This window comes from Phyllobacterium calauticae, assembly GCF_019991125.1.
Lineage (GTDB): Bacteria > Pseudomonadota > Alphaproteobacteria > Rhizobiales > Rhizobiaceae > Phyllobacterium > Phyllobacterium calauticae.
Genome location: NZ_JAGENB010000004.1, coordinates 150,994 through 170,703, shown reverse-complemented (window position 1 = coordinate 170,703; position 19,710 = coordinate 150,994). Strand labels below are relative to the sequence as shown.

19 protein-coding genes are annotated in these 19,710 nt (G+C 57.1%); 3 read left to right on the top strand and 16 right to left on the bottom strand.

The window, feature by feature from the left end; translation table 11 throughout:
* Positions 1-40: 40 nt before the first annotated feature.
* From J1W56_RS16175 to J1W56_RS16140, 8 genes are all read right to left on the bottom strand, one after another.
* Positions 41-1,201: an ABC transporter substrate-binding protein gene (locus J1W56_RS16175; RefSeq protein ID WP_223614296.1), complete on the bottom strand. Its 1,161-nt coding sequence runs from the start codon at positions 1,199-1,201 to the stop codon at positions 41-43.
* 120 nt (positions 1,202-1,321) lie between these two features.
* Positions 1,322-2,230, bottom strand: coding sequence for a LysR family transcriptional regulator (locus tag J1W56_RS16170; RefSeq protein WP_223614295.1), 909 nt, complete (start codon positions 2,228-2,230; stop codon positions 1,322-1,324).
* Positions 2,231-2,312: 82 nt separating this feature from the next.
* On the bottom strand, positions 2,313-3,395 hold the full coding sequence (locus J1W56_RS16165; protein WP_223614294.1) for an ABC transporter ATP-binding protein: 1,083 nt from the start codon (positions 3,393-3,395) through the stop codon (positions 2,313-2,315).
* Positions 3,379-4,491, bottom strand: a complete 1,113-nt coding sequence (locus J1W56_RS16160) for a Gfo/Idh/MocA family protein (RefSeq protein ID WP_223614293.1) — start codon at positions 4,489-4,491, stop codon at positions 3,379-3,381. The genes J1W56_RS16165 and J1W56_RS16160 overlap by 17 nt, the downstream gene beginning before the upstream one ends.
* Positions 4,488-5,507, bottom strand: a complete 1,020-nt coding sequence (locus J1W56_RS16155) for a Gfo/Idh/MocA family protein (RefSeq protein ID WP_223614292.1) — start codon at positions 5,505-5,507, stop codon at positions 4,488-4,490. Before J1W56_RS16155 ends, J1W56_RS16160 begins: the two co-directional genes overlap by 4 nt.
* Positions 5,508-5,510: 3 nt before the next feature.
* Complete coding sequence (locus J1W56_RS16150; RefSeq protein WP_374042633.1) at positions 5,511-6,284, bottom strand: carbohydrate ABC transporter permease; 774 nt, start codon at positions 6,282-6,284, stop codon at positions 5,511-5,513.
* A 103-nt stretch (positions 6,285-6,387) separates the two neighbouring features.
* Complete coding sequence (locus J1W56_RS16145) at positions 6,388-7,332, bottom strand: carbohydrate ABC transporter permease (protein ID WP_223614290.1); 945 nt, start codon at positions 7,330-7,332, stop codon at positions 6,388-6,390.
* Positions 7,333-7,334: 2 nt separating this feature from the next.
* On the bottom strand, positions 7,335-8,624 hold the full coding sequence (locus J1W56_RS16140) for an ABC transporter substrate-binding protein (protein WP_223614289.1): 1,290 nt from the start codon (positions 8,622-8,624) through the stop codon (positions 7,335-7,337).
* Between the two features lie 207 nt (positions 8,625-8,831).
* Between J1W56_RS16140 and J1W56_RS16135 the strand changes: the two genes are divergently transcribed.
* The gene (locus J1W56_RS16135; protein WP_223614288.1) at positions 8,832-9,755 is read left to right on the top strand and encodes a LysR family transcriptional regulator; all 924 of its coding nucleotides are present in this window, start codon (positions 8,832-8,834) and stop codon (positions 9,753-9,755) included.
* Positions 9,756-9,825: 70 nt separating this feature from the next.
* Here the strand turns inward: J1W56_RS16135 and J1W56_RS16130 are convergent, their stop codons facing one another.
* Genes J1W56_RS16130 through J1W56_RS16100 form a run of 7 tightly spaced genes read right to left on the bottom strand, consistent with a single transcriptional unit; the run spans position 9,826 to position 16,440 of the window.
* Complete coding sequence (locus J1W56_RS16130; RefSeq protein WP_223614287.1) at positions 9,826-10,881, bottom strand: polyamine ABC transporter substrate-binding protein; 1,056 nt, start codon at positions 10,879-10,881, stop codon at positions 9,826-9,828.
* Entirely contained in the window at positions 10,865-12,031 is a 1,167-nt protein-coding gene (locus tag J1W56_RS16125) for an NAD(P)/FAD-dependent oxidoreductase (RefSeq protein WP_223614286.1), read from the bottom strand. Before J1W56_RS16125 ends, J1W56_RS16130 begins: the two co-directional genes overlap by 17 nt.
* Complete coding sequence (locus tag J1W56_RS16120) at positions 12,028-13,398, bottom strand: FAD/NAD(P)-dependent oxidoreductase (RefSeq protein ID WP_223614285.1); 1,371 nt, start codon at positions 13,396-13,398, stop codon at positions 12,028-12,030. The genes J1W56_RS16125 and J1W56_RS16120 overlap by 4 nt, the downstream gene beginning before the upstream one ends.
* Positions 13,391-13,699, bottom strand: a complete 309-nt coding sequence (locus J1W56_RS16115) for a (2Fe-2S)-binding protein (protein ID WP_223614284.1) — start codon at positions 13,697-13,699, stop codon at positions 13,391-13,393. Before J1W56_RS16115 ends, J1W56_RS16120 begins: the two co-directional genes overlap by 8 nt.
* Positions 13,699-14,493: an ABC transporter permease gene (locus J1W56_RS16110; protein WP_223614283.1), complete on the bottom strand. Its 795-nt coding sequence runs from the start codon at positions 14,491-14,493 to the stop codon at positions 13,699-13,701. Before J1W56_RS16110 ends, J1W56_RS16115 begins: the two co-directional genes overlap by 1 nt.
* A gap of 4 nt (positions 14,494-14,497) precedes the next feature.
* Positions 14,498-15,370 (bottom strand): ABC transporter permease, encoded by an 873-nt coding sequence (locus J1W56_RS16105; protein WP_223614282.1) that lies wholly within the window; start codon positions 15,368-15,370, stop codon positions 14,498-14,500.
* Positions 15,367-16,440: an ABC transporter ATP-binding protein gene (locus tag J1W56_RS16100; protein ID WP_223614281.1), complete on the bottom strand. Its 1,074-nt coding sequence runs from the start codon at positions 16,438-16,440 to the stop codon at positions 15,367-15,369. Before J1W56_RS16100 ends, J1W56_RS16105 begins: the two co-directional genes overlap by 4 nt.
* Before the next feature lie 173 nt (positions 16,441-16,613).
* On the opposite strand from J1W56_RS16100, the gene J1W56_RS16095 reads away from it, so the two are divergent.
* On the top strand, positions 16,614-17,423 hold the full coding sequence (locus J1W56_RS16095; protein WP_223614280.1) for an IclR family transcriptional regulator: 810 nt from the start codon (positions 16,614-16,616) through the stop codon (positions 17,421-17,423).
* A 472-nt stretch (positions 17,424-17,895) separates the two neighbouring features.
* Complete coding sequence (locus J1W56_RS16090; RefSeq protein ID WP_223614279.1) at positions 17,896-18,978, top strand: acyltransferase family protein; 1,083 nt, start codon at positions 17,896-17,898, stop codon at positions 18,976-18,978.
* Between the two features lie 76 nt (positions 18,979-19,054).
* Here the strand turns inward: J1W56_RS16090 and J1W56_RS16085 are convergent, their stop codons facing one another.
* On the bottom strand, positions 19,055-19,675 hold the full coding sequence (locus tag J1W56_RS16085) for a 4'-phosphopantetheinyl transferase superfamily protein (protein ID WP_223614278.1): 621 nt from the start codon (positions 19,673-19,675) through the stop codon (positions 19,055-19,057).
* Between the last annotated feature and the right edge of the window lie 35 nt (positions 19,676-19,710).

The following is a 19,710-nucleotide window of genomic DNA, read 5'->3' as shown; positions in this document are numbered from 1 at the left end:
CTTGCGGGGCGAACCAGGCACCGCAGCGTGACATCGGGGATCAGCGGCCGCCAATGACACCGATATAATCGGACACCCAGCGGTGATACGGTACGCATTCGCTCTGGCTTTCGCACTTGGCAACCGGCGTCCTCCAGAATTTGATCTTGTCAAAATCATTGTAACCGTTGGTGGCGCAGCCTTCGTCCGTGAGGAGTTCATTGCCTTTGCAGGCTGCACCGACGGATGGATTGGCGCCGAACCACGCGGAAACATCGCCTTGCACCTTTGTGGAAAGGCTGTGTTCCATCCACATATAGGCGCAGTTCGGATGGGTGCTTTCCGCATGCAGCATGGTCGTATCAGCCCAGCCGGTCGTGCCTTCTTCCGGGAAATTCGAAGCAACGGGTTGCTTTTCCGACTTCAGCAAATTGACCTGAAACGGCCACGAACCGGAAGCGACAACGCCTTCATTCTTGAAGTCATCGACCTGGATCATCGCATCGTGCCAGTAACGGCCGGCAAGCTTGCGCTGTCCGCGCAACAGCTCAAGCGCTGCCTTGTACTGGTCTTCGTTCAACTCATAGGGGCTTTTGATGCCAAGTTCCGGCTTGTGGAACATCAGGTAGTTGGCGGCGTCGGCTATATGGATCGGACCGTCATAGGCCTGCACGCGGCCCTTGTTGGACTTGCCGTCCGGCAGGGTCATTTCCTCAAAGACAACGTTCCAGCTCTTTGGCGGCTTACCTTTGAAGACTTCGGTATTGTACATCAGGACGTTCGGACCCCAGACATAGGGTACGCCATAATGCACGCCCTTGACCGTGTACCAAGGAGCATCCTGCAGGCGTTTGTCGATTGTCTTCCAGCTTGGGATAAGATCAGTGTTGATGGGCTGGACGCGTTTGCCGGCCACGAGGCGCAGCGAGGCGTCACCGGAGGCGGTTACGAGATCGAAGCCGCCTTCGTTCATCAGCGCCACCATCTCGTCCGATGTGGCGGCTGTTTTGACGCTGACCTTGCAGCCGGTTTCCTTCTCGAAGCCGGTAACCCAGTCATAGGCCTTGTCGGTGTCGCCGCGCTCGATATAGCCGGCCCAGGCAACGATGGAGAGTTCGCCTTCGCCCTTGCCCAATTGCGTTAAGGCTTCCTGAGCCATGACCTGCGTGCAGAAGGCAAGCGAAAGGGTCAGCGCCGTGCAGGATTTCAGAATCTGCTTCATCTCGAAATCTCCCGATTTTGGTGCCGCCTTTGCGGCGTGTGTTCCCGGGAGAAAAAGTGCCTCTCTTTCGCCACTTTCGCAAATTCATTAATCAGAAGGGCGCTATCGGTTTTTCCGATATCATCGCGTACGGCCGCTGCGCAGCGCTTCGGCGATGCCGACAAAGTCACGCGCCGCCTGCGGCAGGCTGGATCCCTTGCGCCAGACCATGCCTACCTGCACCACCGGGAGCGCGCCGGAAACGTCACGGCTTTCGATGCGGTCGCCTTCCAGCGACCAGGGGCGGTAGACCAGATCGGGCAATAGCGCGATGCCCGCGCCAGTTGCCACGAGGCTGCGGACGGCTTCAACGGACCGGGTACGGAAAGCGACGTGCGGACGGGCGCCCAGTGCTGTCAGCAGCTTGCCGGTGTTTTCCTCGATTTCATCGACCGTCAGCATGATCAGCGGTTCCTTGGCGATGTCATTGATGGAAATGATATCGGCGCTGACCAGGGGATGGCCAAGCGGCAGCCAGAGCCGGTAGGGCGAGGTCTCGATGATTTCCGCCTGCAGGGCCATGCGGTCGCGCAGGTTGGAAATGACCATGACGGCGACATCCAGTTCGCCGCCGATCAGCAGGTGTTCGAGATAAGAGCCATTGTCCTCGATGGCGCTGACCTCCACTCCCGGACAGGCACGGCGATAGCGGGCGAGCAGATCGGACAGGACATAACCGGCGACGAGCGAGGTGACACCCAATTGCAGCTTGCCGGCATCGGTTGGCCTGTCCTCGGAGAAGGAGCGGCGTGCGTCGGAAACGTCGGCCAGTATCTTGGTGGCATGGCGCAGGAACTGATGGCCGTTATAGGTGATGTGCAAGCCGCGCGGGTGGCGTTCGAACAGCTCGACGCCCAGATCGGTTTCAAGTTCCTTGATGGCTTCGGTGATGGATGACTGCGAAATCGACAGGTTCTGCGCGGCGCGGGTGATCGAGCCCTGTTCCGCGACCGCGACGAAATATTGCAACTGCCGGAGTGTGAATGCCATGCACGGATTAATACCGGCAAAGCGGAACATGGCAAGCGGTCTGACGCGGGACGACCCATCCGCGCCAGACCGCCCGTTTCTATCAAACGAGCTTTATGATGTGCGGCAGTCGGGCGCCCGTCATCACATTGCCATCGGCGGCAAAAAGATGGGCCTTGGCCGGATCAAAAAAGGCCTCCAGCGTTTCTCCAACTGCCACCTGTCCATCGAGAACAACCGTAATGGTTTGTCCGTTCGCTGCTGTCGCGTAGACCACGGTTTGACCGCCCAGGCTCTCGACCAGCACAACTTTCAACGGACCGAGCGCGGCACCGGTATTGGGGTCGATGGTGATATGTTCAGGGCGGATACCCAGTGTCATCGGGATGTCCGGCCGCCGGCCCGCTGCTGATCCAGTTGCGTCAGCATCGACCTCGATCTCTGCGGCGGAGATCTGCAGGAAGTTCATTTTCGGCGAGCCGATGAAGCCGGCGACAAACAGGTTGCGCGGATGATTGTACAGATCAAGGGGTGCACCGACCTGTTCGATCCTGCCATCGCGCAAGACAACGATCTTGTCCGCCATGGTCATTGCCTCGACCTGGTCATGCGTGACGTAGATCGTCGTGTTGCCCAATCGCTGCTGGAGTTTGGCGATCTCCACGCGCATCTGAACCCGCAGTTCCGCGTCCAGGTTTGAGAGAGGTTCGTCGAACAGGAAGATTTTCGGTTCGCGCACAATGGCGCGGCCAATGGCAACACGCTGACGCTGCCCGCCGGAGAGCTGCTTCGGCTTGCGGTTCAACAGCGGTTCAATTTGCAGAATCTCAGCGGCCCGCAGAACCCGTTTTGCTATTTCAGCCCGCGGCAGCCGCGCGGTTTCGAGACCAAAAGCAAGGTTCTTGTAGACGCTCATATGGGGGTAAAGCGCGTATGACTGAAAAACCATCGCAATTCCCCGCTCTGACGGCGTGACAGCATTCATGCGCTCGCCGTCAATCAGCAGGTCCCCGTCGCTGATGGCTTCAAGACCTGCAATCATCCGCAGCAATGTCGACTTGCCGCAACCGGACGGACCGACGAAGACGGTGAATTCGCCGGGATCGATCGTCAGGTTGACGCCGTGGATGACCTGAAGATTACCGTAGCTCTTTACAACATTCTGGAGCTCAACTGCGGTTGCCATGCGGGACCTCATCAGTCTGACGGAATGCGGCGGGAACCCAGCTTTCATAGTTCGGGTGGTCGTTCGGAATTGGCAACTCCACATCCTGGTGCGTCAGTGATGAATAGTAGAATGCGGTGACCAGTTCGAGTGCCCTGCGTGAATCGGCGCTTGTCACCGGAAGCGCGCTATCATTTTCAAGCGCATCGAAGAACCGCGCCATTTGTGTCTGGAAGCGCGACGGAACATGCTTCCAGTCTTTGAGCAGGGCGTCGATCTTGTCCTTCGTTGCCTGATCCCGTGGCAGGATAACCCAGGGTTTTGCGCCGGGGTTATAGGCCTCGTGGTCACTTTCGAACGTCACGTGCTCGAAGGTGAGACGGATACGGGTGATTTCATCGGCAGAGCCCAGGGTGGCGGTGAAGCTGGCAAGCGCGCCATTGGTCAGTTCGATCGAGGCGGTGACGCAGTCTTCCACCTCGATCTTGTTGACCCTGGTGGCGACCCGGCCAAACAGACGTTTGATGTCGCCCATCAGATAATTGAACAGATCGTGCTGGTGAATGGCGTGCGTCATCAACACACCGCCGAGTTCCGTTGCCCATTTGCCGCGCCATGGCACCTCGTAGTAGTCCGGTCCGCGCGTCCAGAATGTTTCGACGGAACCGATGAAGGGTTTTCCGGCGATGCCGGCGTCGATAATGGCCTTTGCCTGCTCGATCCCATCACCAAAGCGGTACTGGAACACTGGCATCAGGCGGCCCTTGGACAATTTCTCCTGGGCGATAACCTGATCCACCTCGGATAGCGACCCGACGAGTGGCTTCTCGCAGATGACGTGTTTTCCTGCCTTCAGCGCCTTCATGACCATCGGGAAGTGCAGTTTCGGTGGCGTGCAGATATCGATGATATCCAGATCGTCCATGGTCAGCAGGTCGTCGAAATCAGTGATCCGGCGCTCGACGGAGAATTCATCCGCAAGCGCGTGCATTTTTTCCTCGTCTATGTCGCAGATGGCGAGGAGTCTGAATTTGTCGGCATTGGGGACATAGCCCTCGACAATATGGCTTCTGCCGATACCGCATCCGACGACGGCGACTGTTCTGAGGCGTGTCATTGTTTCCACTCCGTACCGCGCTCGGCCAGTTGCTGAGCGGTCAAGGCAAGTTTCATGGCGTTGAAGCATCGTTCCTGCGGCATGGCCGTTTCGGTCCGGTTGCGCACGTCTTCAAGGAATTGCCGGCCAAAAGGCAGGTCGACGGCCGTACAGTCCACGTGCTGGATACCATCCGCATTGACCAGGAAAAGGTGGTCTGTTCCAGGACGTCCATTGATGTCGATATATTTGCGAAGCTCGATATATCCTTCCGTGCCGAGAATGGTCAGGCGACCGTCGCCCCAGGTGGGAAGTCCCTGCGGCGTGAACCAGTCAACGCGGACATAGCCGGATGTGCGTTCTGTCTTCATGTGGACGTCGCCGATGTCCTGCAGGCCGGGTTGACCTGCATTGGCCCGGTTGGCAACGGTGGCCGAAATGATCTCTCCGTCAATCGCATTGGAAAAGAACAGAAACTGTTCAAACTGGTGGCTGGCGATATCGCAGAGAATTCCACCGTATTGTGCTCTGTCAAAGAACCAGTCAGGCCGGTGGTTGTTGCGGATGGCGTGGGGCCCGAGACCGACGGTGTTGATAACCTCGCCAATCGCTCCTTGAGCGACAAGGCTGCCCGCCTTGACCGTGGCCGGCACCTCAAAATGCTCGGAATACAGGACGCTGTATATTCGCCCGGTGGCCTTCTGGACCGCGCGAATGTCCGACAGCTGTTCAAAGCTTGTCATTCCCGGCTTGTCCGAGAGGACATCCTTGCCGTGCTGCATCGCGGTAATCGATATCGCGGCGCGCTCGGCGGGAATTGCGGCTGTCGTTATGATCTGGATGGATGGATCGTTGAAAATCGTGCGCGGATCGGCAACGCGTATGGCTTCCGGAAATTTGCTGGAAAATGCGGCGGCAAGATCATCTTCCCGTGCATGGAAGGAGACGAGCCGTGCACCTGCTCGTTTCAGGCACTCGACCTGGCCATAGATATGGCTGTGATTGATGCCAATGGCTGCAAAATTCAGATGGGACATGGCTTATCGTTTCATTCCTGTGGTTGCTATGCCTTCGATCAGAAGGCGCTGGAAGAAGAGGAAAAAGGCGAAGATCGGCACAAGGGACAGAACCGACATCGCAAAGAGGCTGCCGTAGTCGGAAACGCCGGTTGAGTCCGTGAAGGTGCGAAGCCCCAGCATCACGGTGTATTGCCGCATATCGCTGAGATAGATCAGGGGGCCGACGAAATCGTCCCAGGTCCAGATGAAGGTGAAGATTGCTGCGGTCGCCAGCACCGGCGTTGAAAGCGGCAGGATAATCTTCCAGTAAATCCGCCAGGGCGAACAGCCATCCATCATGGCGGCCTCGTCCAACTCCTTCGGCAGCCCGCGGAAGAACTGCACCATCAGGAAGATGAAGAATGCATCGGCCGCGAGAAACTTCGGGACAACCAGCGGCAGGATGGTGTTCACCCAGTCGAGGTGCCGGAACAGCACATATTGCGGGATGAGAGTGACCTGATAGGGCAGCATCATCGTCATCAGCATGAGGGCGAACCAGAAGCTGCGCCCCCGGAATTCCAACCGGGCAAAGGCATAAGCCGCCATGGAGCAACTGAGCACGTTGCCCGCCACTGACAAGAGCGCAATAACGAGTGAGTTCTTGAAGAAGGTCTCGAAACCGACCTTCAGTCCGTTCCATCCGCGGACGTAGGCATCAAAATGACAGGATGACGGCCAGATGCTGACCGATGTGAAGATCTCCTGTTCAGGACGGCACGAGGCCGCCAGCATCCACAGAAGCGGATAGAGCATCACCACGCAGGCGATGATCAGGACGATATGCGTTGCGCCCAATGTTAGATATTTTCGCGCGTTCTGTGACGTCTCTGCCGATACAGCCGGTTGCTTTGCGGTATCAGTCATAGTGCACCCAATACTTCGCTGTGAGGAAGGCAAAGGCGGTGAAGATCGCCACGAGCGCAAGAAGAACCCAGGCAAGCGCCGAGGCGTAGCCCATGCGGAAGAAGCCGAATGCCTCCTGATAGAGGTAAAGCGTATAGAACAGGGTCGAGTTGATGGGATTGCCGGTGCCGCCGGAGATAATGAAGGCCGGAGTAAAGTTCTTGAATGCTTCTATGGTCTGAATGATCGCGTTGAAGAAAACCACCGGGGACAGCAGGGGCAGGGTGATCTTTATGAACTGCCGCCAGCGTCCGGCACCATCAAGGCTGGCAGCCTCATACACATCCGCAGGAATTTGCCGCAGGCCGGCGAGAAAAATGATCATCGGTGAGCCAAACTGCCAAACCGACAGGATGATAAGCGTCCAGAGCGAATAGGAGGGATTGGATATCCAGCTTGGCCCGGCGATTCCGAAGAGCGCCAGAAATTTGTTGACCAGCCCGTTCCCCGCAAAAATCTGCCGCCACAGTATGGCGATTGCCACGCTGGCTCCTAGAAGCGACGGCAGGTAGAACAGGGCGCGGTAGATCGGCAAGCCTTTCATGCCGCGGTTGAGCAGCAGGGCTACGGTCAGAGCCGCGATCAGTTTCAAGGGCACGGACAGGACGACAAAGAACAGCGTGACACGCATGGACGTCATGAATTTCGGATCGGTCGTGAACATGCGGATATAATTGCTGGCGCCGACCCATTTGGGATCGGTCAACAGGTCGAAGTTTGTGAATGACAGATAGAAGGACCAGATCATCGGCCCGACCGACAGGCCGAAGAAACCGATGAACCAGGGAGCCAGGAACAGATAACCGTAGCGCTCCCTGGAGCCAAAACCGCGTGAGAGCTCTCCTGTCGCTGCCCGCCGGTTTGCGCGGGCAGCTGGATTAGAGGCGGTGATATCCATGATCAGCCCCTGCTCAGCAGATCATTGGCAAGCGCGACAAATTCAGGTCCGGCATTTTCGGGTGTCTTGGTCCCGAATGCGACTTCCTGGCTGAGGGTTCTGAGGACAGAGAGTTCGATTTCTCCAGCAGCTTTGGGCGGTGACGGAGGAATTGGTCCAAGCAGGTCACCGAGATTGGTGACGAAGTCGAGTGCCATCCGGCTGTTTTCGTTGAGGGTGGACGCAATGGCCTCTCGTGCGGCAGCCGAACAGGGGATACCGCGCTCTGTACCGAGCAGCTTGGCGGCATCGGGGTCGCTGACGAAAAAGCTGATGAACTTGGCCGCTGCCGCCTTTTGCTTGGATGAACCGGCGACGGAGAACAGCATGGCGGGCTTCCGGTAGTGGCCGCCGCCCGTGGTTGCCGCGACGCGCGGATAACCACACAGTGCGAGCTTGTCTTTGACGAGCGCCTGCAGGGCGACAAGCTGGTTGGAATTTGCAGGAAACATCGCAGCCTTGCCGGTCACAAGCATCGAGGTCTCGAGCGAGCCCGTGTCGAGCGCCTGGTCTTCCGCGGTCACGCAAATTCCGGCCTCGCGTAGATCGGTCCACAGTTTGAACCACTGAACGATATCGTTGGCATCGAATGCAAGTTTACCGTCTGCGGTGTAGAGCGCCTTGCCACGCTGCCGCAGCCAATTCTCGAGAACTGGTTCCAGTCCGGATGTATCCGCAATCGCCCTGATACCGCCGCGTATATTGGCTTTCTTGAACGCCGCGCCAATGTCGCGAAGACTGTCATAGGTGAGGGTGTTTGTCGGGACTGCAATGCCTGCTTCCTTGAAAGCATCCGTATTGATCATTGTGGCGCATGAATTGGCACCCAGACTGATGCCATACAATTTTCCGCCGACCGAGCCACCCGCAAGCTGATCCTTGTCGAACTGACCGAGATTGAGTGCGTTGCCGATGAACTCGTCGAGCGGCGCAATCGCTTGACGCGCGGCGTACTCGACGATGTAGCGGTAATCCATCTGCAGCACATCCGGCGCGTTGCCGCCGGCGGTTTGCGTGGCCAGTTTTGGCCAGTAGTCGTTCCATGACAGGAACTCGCTTTGAATGCTGCCCCCCTCTCTCTTTCCGTAAAGGTCGGCGGCTGCGTTGGTGACTTGGGCTCGCGTCTGACTTCCCCAGAAAATAAGACGCAGATTGCTGCCTTCTGCAAAGGCCATCCGGCTTCCCATGGCTCCCATTGCCAGCAGTGCGCTTGTCGCCTTGAGAAAATGACGCCTGTCGATTTGTCCGTTCATAGTGCCTCCCACTGAAACGAGCCGGCATCGGTCTCCTCACCGGATGACGGCATGCAACAGTAACAGTTCAACAGACTATGGAAAAATACGAAATTGACATCGTATTATAGATAAAATCTATATCGTGAAGTAGAGTCATCGCCGCGTTGACGCCGGAAGCAAACGAGCCGGCAGCCATCTGCCAGGCTTTGTAGGAGAGCAAATGTCATGGACAAGGTACTCCAGCAGTTTCTTGCTATTGCGGAAGCCGGTACCATCAGCGGGGCGGCAACCACATTGTTCGTGACCCAGCCCACGCTGACGTTCAACATGAAAAAGCTGGAAGATAGCCTTGGCGTGCCGCTGTTTGTGCGCACATCACGCGGCATTACCCTCACCAGCTACGGCGAGACGTTGTACGAGAACACCCGCGTCATGCGCCGCCTCTACGACAATACGATTGCGTCCATCGAGGAGCAGCGCGCACGCCGCGAACAGGGTCTGAATATCGGCACCGGCTATTCCTGGTGGTCACTTTTTCTCAAGGACCTCATCCTCGATTATCGCCAGAAAAATCCAAATGCGCCGATTTACGTGAGCATCGGCAATCAATTGCGCTGCATGGATCAACTGCTCTCCGGCGATACCTCACTCTTCATCGGCCATGAGGTGAAGGGCATGGCGCGGGATACGGGGACGACCTTCCTCCCGCTGACACAGGTGCATAATGGCTATTTTGTCCGGGCGGATCATCCTTTGCTCGGCAAACCGCGAAAACTGGCCGAATTGGAGGAATATCCGGCTGTGGTGAGCAGCTCTCCGGAAACAAGGCACCTGAGGCTCTTTGGCTATAATGTCAGGGAACGGGCGGACATCGCTTCCAATGCCTACAAGTTTGCGTTCGCCTCCAACTCACTGGCGGCTTGCCTTGATTACATCAAGGAGACCGATGCTGTCTTCCGTCACTCGGCAGTGATGTCACACACGTTCAGGCAACGGGACGTCTATCCCGTCATTATCGAAGACGAGAATGTGCTCGAGCGGTTCAATGTGGGAATTTATGTCCTTCACGAGCGGATGGAGGACATGTTTGTCAGCCGGTTGATCGACGATATAAAAGTTGCAGCCGCTCGGGTAGTACCGGCGGGTTGACGGTACAGTGCCTTCGTCCATCAAAGCGGTGAGCGCAGCCTTGATCGGTGCTGCGCTCCACCACCATGGATTACCGTTCGATCTTGCGGTTCCAGCGGTTGTTCCATTCGGGCCGGTTCTTGTTTATTGCGTCCCAATCCACAACCTTAGCGTTGCTCATGTAAGTCTGAAAGGCAGTCAGCTTTTCTTCGCCCCCAGCCGTTCCTGCTTGGGTTTTGACGTTTGAAGGGACGATGTTCCCCTTGTCCAGCGCCTTGGCTTGCGCCTCGGCAGAGAGAAGATATTGGGCCAGTTTCTGGCTGAGTTCCGGTTCGCTGTTGTTTGCGATCACACATTCGGAGACCGTCAGCACAACTGATCCTTCCTTTGGCTGGGCATATTCAACCGGAATGCCCTTCTCCTTCAGATTGTTGACGGCAGTCGGCGTGAGCGGAAAGATCGCAGCATCGCCGGTCTGGACCATTTCCGAAATTTTTGCCGAACTGGAGATATATTCCAGGACATTCTTGCCAACCGTATCCGCGAATTTCTCGAATCCCGGTTCGACATTGTTCTCATCGCCGCCCTGGATGCGGTTGAACATCAGAAACGCATGGAGACCAAACGTCGAGACGGAAGCCGACTGGAAGACCACCTTGCCCTTGAATTTTGGATCGGCAAGGTCCATCCATGATGTGGGTGCGCTCCAGCCATTCTGGTCAAACATTTGCTTGTTGTAGGCAAGGCCCGTCATGCCCATGTCGATGCCGACAGCCATGTCGTCCTTCATGCGTGCCCCGGGCGTGACGTCGTCTAGAACCGGTGACGGCCGCAGTTTCTGGCAAAGTCCGGTACCGATTGCCCGAACCATGACGCCGTCGTCCAGAAACATGACATGCATCTGCGGGTTATCTTTCGCCGCCGTCGCCTTAGCGAGAATATCGGCGGATGTTCCGGGCACGACGACGATCTTGACGTCATTGGCCTTTTCGAATTCAGGAAAAACGTCCTGGGTGAATGTGCGTTCGTAATTTCCGCCATTCATTCCCACGTAGAGCGTTTTCGTTTCAGCCTGAGCGTGCGAGGCGGTTAATCCTGCGACTGTCAGAGCGATCGTGGATACCAGGCAATTATTCAACTGTTTCATTGTGAGTTCCCTTTTTCTCGTTGTGTTGTGAAGACATGTTTCTGAAGCGTTCGATCGAAAAGGCGTCGATTGGCGTTACTGTTTCGCCTGATGTGACGAGGTCACACAGGACGGCACCAACCGCCGGTGCCACCTGAAAACCGGCGCCACAAAAGCCGAATGCATGGAAAAGGCCCGGTGTCGTGCCGCTTGGGCCAATGACAGGATTGTTGTCGGGAAGTTGGCCTTCCGTACCCGACCAGAAACGGATCACATGCGCGCCGGCAAGGTGCGGGAAAAGTGCGGTGGCCCGTTTCATGACGGATTGCGCAGCCGTGGTGGACGGACGGGAAAAATCAGGATCGGCAAGGGCATAGCCACGCCCGCCGCCCATGATATAGTTTCCGCGTGTCACCTGCCGGCAGTAGAAACCGCCGCCTTCCTCTCCGAGGCTGACGGGCAACCGCGGTGCAAGCGGCTCGGTCACGACCATTGAGGGATATATGCGAGAGAGCGGCGCGGGCTCGGCGAAGTCGGCGGCAATTTTGTTGGCCCATGCCCCGGCACTGTTGATGAGGAAGCGGCAGGTTATTTCGCAGTCCGCGCCCGCCTGAAGGGCAAACCCGTCATTTGCGCGCACCGCCGCATGGACAGCGTTCTGTTCAAGGACAATCGCCCCGGCATCCCGTGCTGCCTTGGCGAAGGCTGGCGATACCAGCCGGGGATTGGCCTGTCCGTCGTCCGGACACAGCGAAGCGCCGGCGATGTTTCCGGACAGCCATGGAAAACGGGCTTTTGCCATCGCGCCAGTGTACAGCTCGAGATCAAGACCAAAGGATTTTACGGTTTCCGCATAGTGTTCGAGCTTTGCGAAGTCCTCCGGCGTGCGTGCGAGTTTCAGATGCCCGCTGCGCTGGTATTCTCCATCGATCCCGATCAACTCCTTCAATCTCGGCCAGATCTGGTGGGCGCGTTGTGAGAGCGGGAGCTGAGCTGCGGAGCGGCCTTGACGCCGCACGCCACCATAGTTGACGCCGCTTGCCTGCGCCCCGCAAAAGCCCTTGTCGATGAGGATGACCGACAAGCCGGCCCTGCGCAGCGCAAGCGCGGCAGAACTGCCGACCAGGCCGCCGCCTATCACGGCAACGTCTGCAGAGAGACGCCGGGTCATGCGCCGCCCTCATGCAGAGACAGCGGTAGTGGCTTGACCGGCGCCTGCGCCCGCAAGCGGCCGATTTCCGTTAGAGTGAGCTTTTGCGTGGATGAAAGAACTTCCGCCAAAGCCGCGCTGCACATGCGGCCCTGACAGCGGCCCATACCCGCGCGGCTGAGCGCTTTCAGCCGGTTGAGCTCACGAAGGTCATTTCCATGCAGCGTGTCGACAACGGAGGAAACGGTGATTTCCTCGCAACGGCAGAGTTTAGTCTCGCCCGGAACCTGTTCAAACCAGTTTTCCGGGAACGGGAATGCTTTTTCGAGAGCATCCCTCAGTTTGGCTTTCCGCCGGCGCGCTCCCGCAAGCACAGACATTCGCCCGGGATCAGCCACCGCTCCGGAATCCTGAATCAGGGCGAGGGCGGCGAGTTCGCCTGAAATCTCCGCGGCATCGGCACCGGCAATGCCGCTGCCATCACCGGCGAGGTAAACGCCCTTGCGGTTCGTGCGGCCAGTCTCATCCGTTACCGGCAACCACGTACGATCCCTGTCATCAAAGCGGAATGAACAGCCCGCAAGGTCTGCCAATTGTGTTTCGGGACGAAGCGCGAAACCGTATGCAACAGCGTCACACGCTATGGAATGTGTCTTTGCTCCGGATTTAAAACTCAGCCCCTCGACATGTTGAGAGCCGTCCACACCCGTTGGACGAACGTTGTAGCGAAGCTTTACGCCGCGGCGAACGAGCCTTGCCGCGTAGGACATCCCGATGAGCACGAGACGCGGATCGAACCGGAATGCGGAGAGAAGATTGAGCTTGGCGGTGAACGGAGCTGTGTCGAGTACAGCGGCCACGCTGGCGCCGGCCTTCAGATATTGCCAGGCAACAAGGTAGAGAAGCGGGCCTGATCCGAGAAAGACGACCTTTCTGCCGATGGTGCAGCCCTGTGCTTTCAGTGCGGTCTGGGCTGCGCCCAACGTATAGACGCCCGGCAAAGTCCAGCCGGGAAAGGGCAGCACGCGGTCGGTGGCGCCAGTCGAAAGGATCAGATTTTGAAAGCTGATCTGCTGATGATCTCCATTGGCCATAAGGTGGAGCTGATTGTCCGCAATATTCCAGACCAGTGTCTGCGGCCGGTAATCGATGGACGGGAGCAGGGCATCGAATTCACGGTGCAGTCTGGTGGCCTTGGCCGCTTCCGAGCCATAGAGATCTGTGGCACTACGACCGTCATCGAGGAAGGGACGGCGATAGATCTGACCACCGGCACGCAAACCTTCATCGATCACGATCGGGCGCAACCCTGCGGCGACAAGCGTTTTTGCGGCGCAGATTCCTGCGGGCCCGGCTCCGACAACCACCGCGGGTGACGTATCATTCATTGCCGGATTCTCTTGTTATGAATGCCATCTGCGCCTCGAGAGGCGTGGTGCACGCCCGCACCCGCATTCCGCAGGCAAGGGTCACGAAGCAATCCTGACACGCTCCGATAAGACAGAACCCTGCACGCGGTTCACTGGTGAACTCGCTCTGGCGCAGGCGGTCTGTTACGGACATGATGGCCACGAGAACCGTGTCGCCGCGCCGTCCGGAATATGCAATGCCATCGATCGTGAATGGGATGGGCGCTTCATCGCGTCTGAAGTGACGCTGAAACTGCGACCGGGAATGATGTGCCGCCATCAGCCTTTTCCAACCAGCAGTTGATCAAGCCCGAACAACCTGTCGAGAATGATCATGGTGATGCCCGTCAGGGCGATCATCAGGGTCGAGACGGCAGCCATCATTGGATCAATCGATTCGCTCGCATACATGTACATGCGCACCGGCAGGGTGATGGTTGATGGTGCAGTCACGAAGATCGACATGGTCAGTTCGTCAAAGCTGTTGATGAAGGCGAGCAGCCATCCGCCACTGATGCCGGGCAGGAGCATCGGAAAGGTAATCCGCCGGAACACGGTCCACTCACCGGCGCCAAGCGTACGCGCCGCCATTTCAGCGCTGAGGTCCATGCCGTTCAGGGCGGCCAATATCAGGCGGAGGGCATAGGGCATGATCACCATCACATGGGCAGCCACGAGCCAGCCGAAAGAACCGGTTGCGCCGATGAACGAAAAGAGCCGCAGGAAGGCCACGCCAATCACCAGATGCGGAATGATGAGCGGCGACAGAAACAGGGCATTGAGTGCGTCCCGGCCTTTGAATGAATATCGGGTGATGGCGAGCGCTGACGGTACTGCGAGTGTCGTGGAGATGGTTGCCGAGAATAAAGCCAGACGTGCACTGTTCCAAAATGAGGCGACGAAGTCGGGATGATGGAAGACCGCCGAAAACCACCGCAGAGACACGCCATCCCATGGCAGGGAAAGCGTGTTCTGGGGCGTGAAGGCGACGAGGCAGACCACAATCAGGGGTGCCAGCACGAAGAGGACAATCAGGCTGTGGAATGCGAGGGCAAAGAGACCGTTCTTCTGCATGGCGTTATCCGAGCCTCCGCTTTGCCTGACGCTCCACCATGCGGTTGTAAGCCAGCATGATCGCAAGATTTGCCAACAGCACGATGATCGCAATCGCCGCTCCGAGCGGCCAGTTCAGCTCGATCAGATATTCATCGTAGACCACCGTTGCAGCCATTTTGAGCCGCCGTCCACCCAGCAAGCCAGGGATGGCGAAGGCACTGGCCGAAAGCCCGAAAACGATCAGGCTGCCGGAGAGAATGCCGAGTGTTGCCTGAGGAAAAACAATGCGGCGCAAGGCGGTAAACCGTGAAGCGCCCAGCGATAGTGCGGCGGCTTCAACCGTCGGATCAAGCTTCTGTAAAGCCGTCCACACGGGAATGACCATGAAGGGCAGCATGATGTGAACGAGAGCGATGACGATGGCCGTTTCCGTATAAAGCAGCTGTACCGGCTCGAGGCGGAGCATGGCCAGGGCGTGGTTGACGAGGCCATCGTGGCCAAGCAGCATGCTCCAGCCAAAGGTCCTGACAACGACGGACACCAAAAGCGGCCCGATGATGACAAGCAGGAAGATCGAGCGCCAAGGCTTGCCCATGCGCGTGAGAATATAGGCCTCCGGTGTTCCCAAGAGGACCGTGATCACCGTGGTGAGCAAGGCAAGACGCAACGTCCGCCAGAATATGGCGAGGTAATAGGGATCCTGGAGAACGGTCAGATAGTTTGCCGTTGTGTACCGGTTCTGAACGCCGCTGCTGTAGTCATAGACATTGAATGACAGAACGGCCGTCAATGCGAGGGGTAAGAGAATAAGCCCGATGAACAGCAGTGTGGCCGGTGCTGCGAGAAAGAATGGTGCCGGCAGGCGCGGCGAGGGTCTGATCGCTGCGCCTGTCATGATTGCAGAATGCCTTCCTGCTCAGCGGCCAGTATCCGGCATTCTTCTATGTTCCATGCGAGCCCCGTGACCTTTCCTTCAGATGGCGGCGGAGCGCCCAGATTGGCCACCGAGACGGATATTTCGCCCGCTGGCGTCGCGACACTGAGAAGCCATTGGTTTCCGAGAAAATAACGGCTCGATACCGATCCACGCAGCATACCGCCGGCGGGATCCGTCAAGCGGATCTTTTCCGGCCTGACCGACAGGCAAAGTTCGCCGCCCGGATAGTTTCCCGTTGCCGGTATTTTCAGATCCGTGTTGTCAACGAGCAGCGATACACCAGCAGTTTCTTTCACCGCGCGGGCGGCCAGAAAATTCGACTTGCCGACGAACGAGGAAATAAAATTGTTCTTCGGGTGTTCGTACAGGCTGTAGGGATGATCGACCTGCGTGATCCTTCCACCTTCCATCACCACGACGCGATCGCTGATGGACAGGGCTTCCGCCTGATCGTGGGTCACCATGATCGTGGTAATGCCGACGACGCGTTGAATGCGGCGCAATTCGAATTGCATTTCTTCGCGCAGCTTGGCGTCGAGATTTGAGAGAGGTTCATCGAGAAGCAATACGGGCGGCTTGATCACGAGCGCCCTGGCAATTGCCACCCGCTGGCGCTGACCACCGGACATTTCGCGCGGATAACGATCGGCGAGGGTGGTCAGCTGGACCAGCGAAAGGATTTCCGCAACTTGTCTGTCACGCTCGGCCTTTGCAATTTTCCGCATTTCCAGCCCGAAGGCGACATTCTGCGCGACGGTCATGTGCGGAAAGAGCGCATAGCTCTGGAAGACCACGCCAAGCCCGCGTCTGGCCGGTTTCTCCCGCGTGATGTCCCGGCCGTCGAGGGTAATTCTGCCGTTTGTCGGCGCCACCAGTCCGGCGATCATCTGAAGGGTTGTTGTCTTGCCGCAACCGGACGGCCCCAGCAGCGAAATGAACTCGCCTTGTTCGATTTCCAGATCGAAATCACGAACGGCAGCAAACTCTCCGTAAAGTTTGGAAACCCGTTCGAGGTGTAAGAATCCCATACCGCAATCCCCTGAATTCATATCCGCCATCGTGGTTGCTTTGTGGCAGTTTCACTATTAGTGACCCAAATCCGAAGGATTCATCAAATGAAATCTTGTATTTTGGAATAAAACTAATAAAAATTCTGAAATACGAAATTACTATGATAATTTGCAGAAAAATGGTTGTGGAAATGAAACAGCAGATCGAAACAAGCACGAGCCTGAACAAGGCTGTAAACCTCATGAGGGCGCTTTCGCACGGGCCAGCAGAAGGCATGCGGCTGAAAGAGCTGGCCCTGACTGTCGGGTTGAATCAACCGTCTGCCCACCGCTTGCTGAAATCACTGGTTGCCGAGAGCCTGGTCGAGCAATTGCCAGGCAGCAAGCTATACCGCCTGTCCCTCGAGTTCTTTTCAATGGCGGCTCAGGCACGCCGCCGCGACGGTATTCTTGAGATCGCAAGGCCGTCGCTCCTTCGGCTCTCGGCAACCCTGAATGACACGGTGTTTCTTCTCGTTCGCAGCAACTTTGACGCTGTCTGCCTCGATCGCGTGGAAGGGCCGTTTCCAATACGGTCCTTCACAGGCGATATCGGCGGGAAGGTGCCCCTTGGAATCGGCCAGGGAAGTATTGCAATCCTGGCTTTTCTGCCGGAACCGGAGCGTGACGCAATCATTCAATTCAATATGCCACGCATTCTGGATCGCTCGCAGATCGATGAAGTTGATCTGCGTATCAAGATAGAGGAAGTGCGGCGTCTGGGGGCGGCGCACATCAATTTTGACATGATAGCAGGCATGGCGGGGCTCGGCGTGCCTATCATTGACAACAGGGGCTGTGCAGTCGCCGCTCTTAGTATCGGCACACTGTCCGATCGTTTGACTGATGCGCGCCGCGCTACGATGACAGAGCTCTTGAAGTCAGAAGCCGCTGCGATCAGTGCGAAACTCAATCCGTTTGATCCGACATTGCGTTATCCAAGCCAGGCGCTCTCGCGTTAGGCGCAGGCGTACAGTTTCGCTGAAAGCGGACCGTTGGCAGTGAAAGCGATGAAGAGAGATGAGATGGGCTTTGGAGCAACCCACGGCATTATTTCCGCGATGTGCTTGGCTCGCGCGCCAGGGCGGGAGACATATCGGCCGTTTTTGCGATTTGAACTTGATCTATTGTTTCAACGACAAGAACAGAACCCGGTCGTAATAAGCTATCATGCTCAATACCGCTTGACACCGCTTGAAAAGCCCGCTGCAAATGCTCGGCGCTCCGCTATCAAATTCGTTACAGCAGGTTAAGACAATTTGACCGAACTATCGGCGCAATAGGTAACAACTGGCTGGTAGGGTGAAACAAGAATATTCAAAGACTGCAACATGACGCGAAATTTCAGGGGAATGCGCGGTGTTGGTTTGGGGGGTCGGGTAACGGTTCGTTGCTTTAGGCTGACAATTTTCTCTAACTGCTGAATGATGAACCATGTCTTTAAACCGACTATCACATATCGATGGCCTGCGGGCCATCGCTGCGCTCTCTGTTTTGGTTCAACATATGTTCGGCGACATGCTGCGCAGCAGTGCTGCTGGACCAGGAGCTTTGTTCAGCTTCGCGGGCCAGTCGATTGACAATATCGACCTTGGACGGTTCGGCGTCGTTTTATTCTTTCTGATCAGTGGTTTCGTTGTCCCGTTCAGCATTCGCGGCGATCGGCCTCTCAAGAGATTTGCGATATCGCGCCTGTTCCGGCTGTATCCGGCGCTATGGGTTGCGATTGCTGCGCTGACGGCGTTGTACTGGAGTGACGGGAACACGCCGAGCCTTGCGACGATCACAGCGAACTTGACGATGGCACCGACCCTGTTCGGGAAAGCCTGGCTTTCCAGTATTTACTGGACATTGTTCATCGAGCTTGTGTTCTATTTCCTGGCTGCTGCATTGTTTGCAACCGGATTCCTCTTTGATTTTCGTGCGATCTTTGCGTTTGGACTTCTCCTTGTGGCGTCGACAGTTCTGCCGATTTTGGCCCGGCTTTATTTCTCTGCAAACATTCCCGTCCAATATATCGGGTTGCATCTGTCATTCTTGTTCTGCGGATTGCTGCTGCGTCTGGCGATCATGGAAAAGGTTAGATATGCCGGGCTTGCTGCGATCGGCCTGCTTTGTGTGCAGTTCGCTTCAATAGCGGCAGTATCAGATTTTTCACTTGGGCGTGACGATGGTTTTGTCATCACCGGATTGCAACCGGTGCTGGGAGCCTATGGGCTCGCGGCGGTTGTTTTCATTGCTGCGGTCTCGAGCGCGCGACCAAATTTCGCGTTCCTCTCATTCATTGGTCAGATCAGCTATTCGATATACCTGTTCCATTGGATCGTCTGTACGCTTGTCTACCGGGTTTTTCCACTGACCGGGCAATGGAGCGATCTGCTTGTTATGAGTCTGTGTGTTCTTCTTGCGATTTTGGTCTCATGGGCCGTATTTGTGGTCGTGGAAAAGCGGATGATCAATTTTGCAAAATGGCTGACAGCCGGCAGCAAGCCACTGCGGCCCGAGATGGTGATTTGACGTGGGGATTGCAGTCAAATTCCAACGGATATTCGGTTCACTCGACTAAATCGTCCGGTCGTGTGGGCGGGGCGGGTCAAGCAAACCCGACCCGACCACTGCCGCGAACAAGGGCGAGGGCGACCACTCTTGGCGCAATGCAGTATGTGAGACTCACCCTGCGTCCCGTGCTGGTCATCGCGTGGCCTGCGTTCAAATCCACCGCGATATCGTTATAGTCCAGCATGTCATGGTCGAGCGGATACACAGCCTTGTAGACGGCCTCCTTGGCCGCGAACAGGACACGGCCGGCAAGGCTCGGCTCCACCGCGTCTGTCACATCGTCCCGGGTTGCAACGAGCGCAAAAATATCATCCGGGAGCGCTGTGGCAGGTTCGACATCGATGCCGATTGAGCCGATCTTGGCTGAAAGAGTTGCAACCGCGGCTACAGCCATTTCCTCGTCATGGGCCAGAGAACCGGTCATCCCAATGGGCCATACCGGCGCACCGGATGACGTGCGCAGGATCGCAACGTCGTTCAAGCCATGTTCCGCCAGCAATCCATGTGCGACCCGCCGCGCCGCGCCACTGGCCCGGCGCCTGGCCGGGTGGCGTGACGGAATGGAATGCGCTTCCCGGGGCAGCAGGCAGGCCTCATCCCCGTCACGGATAGTCCGGCATCCGACCCGGACGCCCTCCGGTGCAATGCCATTCATGGCTTCCAGGAGGGTTAATTCTGCTGACGGATTTG

Coding starts and splice junctions, on each gene's coding strand:
- J1W56_RS16175 (WP_223614296.1), bottom strand. CDS start 1,201: ATGAAGCAGATTCTGAAATCCTGCACGGCGCTGACCCTTTCGCTTGCC.
- J1W56_RS16170 (WP_223614295.1), bottom strand. CDS start 2,230: ATGGCATTCACACTCCGGCAGTTGCAATATTTCGTCGCGGTCGCGGAA.
- J1W56_RS16165 (WP_223614294.1), bottom strand. CDS start 3,395: ATGGCAACCGCAGTTGAGCTCCAGAATGTTGTAAAGAGCTACGGTAAT.
- J1W56_RS16160 (WP_223614293.1), bottom strand. CDS start 4,491: ATGACACGCCTCAGAACAGTCGCCGTCGTCGGATGCGGTATCGGCAGA.
- J1W56_RS16155 (WP_223614292.1), bottom strand. CDS start 5,507: ATGTCCCATCTGAATTTTGCAGCCATTGGCATCAATCACAGCCATATC.
- J1W56_RS16150 (WP_374042633.1), bottom strand. CDS start 6,284: ATGCTCTATCCGCTTCTGTGGATGCTGGCGGCCTCGTGCCGTCCTGAA.
- J1W56_RS16145 (WP_223614290.1), bottom strand. CDS start 7,332: ATGGATATCACCGCCTCTAATCCAGCTGCCCGCGCAAACCGGCGGGCA.
- J1W56_RS16140 (WP_223614289.1), bottom strand. CDS start 8,624: ATGAACGGACAAATCGACAGGCGTCATTTTCTCAAGGCGACAAGCGCA.
- J1W56_RS16135 (WP_223614288.1), top strand. CDS start 8,832: ATGGACAAGGTACTCCAGCAGTTTCTTGCTATTGCGGAAGCCGGTACC.
- J1W56_RS16130 (WP_223614287.1), bottom strand. CDS start 10,881: ATGAAACAGTTGAATAATTGCCTGGTATCCACGATCGCTCTGACAGTC.
- J1W56_RS16125 (WP_223614286.1), bottom strand. CDS start 12,031: ATGACCCGGCGTCTCTCTGCAGACGTTGCCGTGATAGGCGGCGGCCTG.
- J1W56_RS16120 (WP_223614285.1), bottom strand. CDS start 13,398: ATGAATGATACGTCACCCGCGGTGGTTGTCGGAGCCGGGCCCGCAGGA.
- J1W56_RS16115 (WP_223614284.1), bottom strand. CDS start 13,699: ATGGCGGCACATCATTCCCGGTCGCAGTTTCAGCGTCACTTCAGACGC.
- J1W56_RS16110 (WP_223614283.1), bottom strand. CDS start 14,493: ATGCAGAAGAACGGTCTCTTTGCCCTCGCATTCCACAGCCTGATTGTC.
- J1W56_RS16105 (WP_223614282.1), bottom strand. CDS start 15,370: ATGACAGGCGCAGCGATCAGACCCTCGCCGCGCCTGCCGGCACCATTC.
- J1W56_RS16100 (WP_223614281.1), bottom strand. CDS start 16,440: ATGGGATTCTTACACCTCGAACGGGTTTCCAAACTTTACGGAGAGTTT.
- J1W56_RS16095 (WP_223614280.1), top strand. CDS start 16,614: ATGAAACAGCAGATCGAAACAAGCACGAGCCTGAACAAGGCTGTAAAC.
- J1W56_RS16090 (WP_223614279.1), top strand. CDS start 17,896: ATGTCTTTAAACCGACTATCACATATCGATGGCCTGCGGGCCATCGCT.
- J1W56_RS16085 (WP_223614278.1), bottom strand. CDS start 19,675: ATGAATGGCATTGCACCGGAGGGCGTCCGGGTCGGATGCCGGACTATC.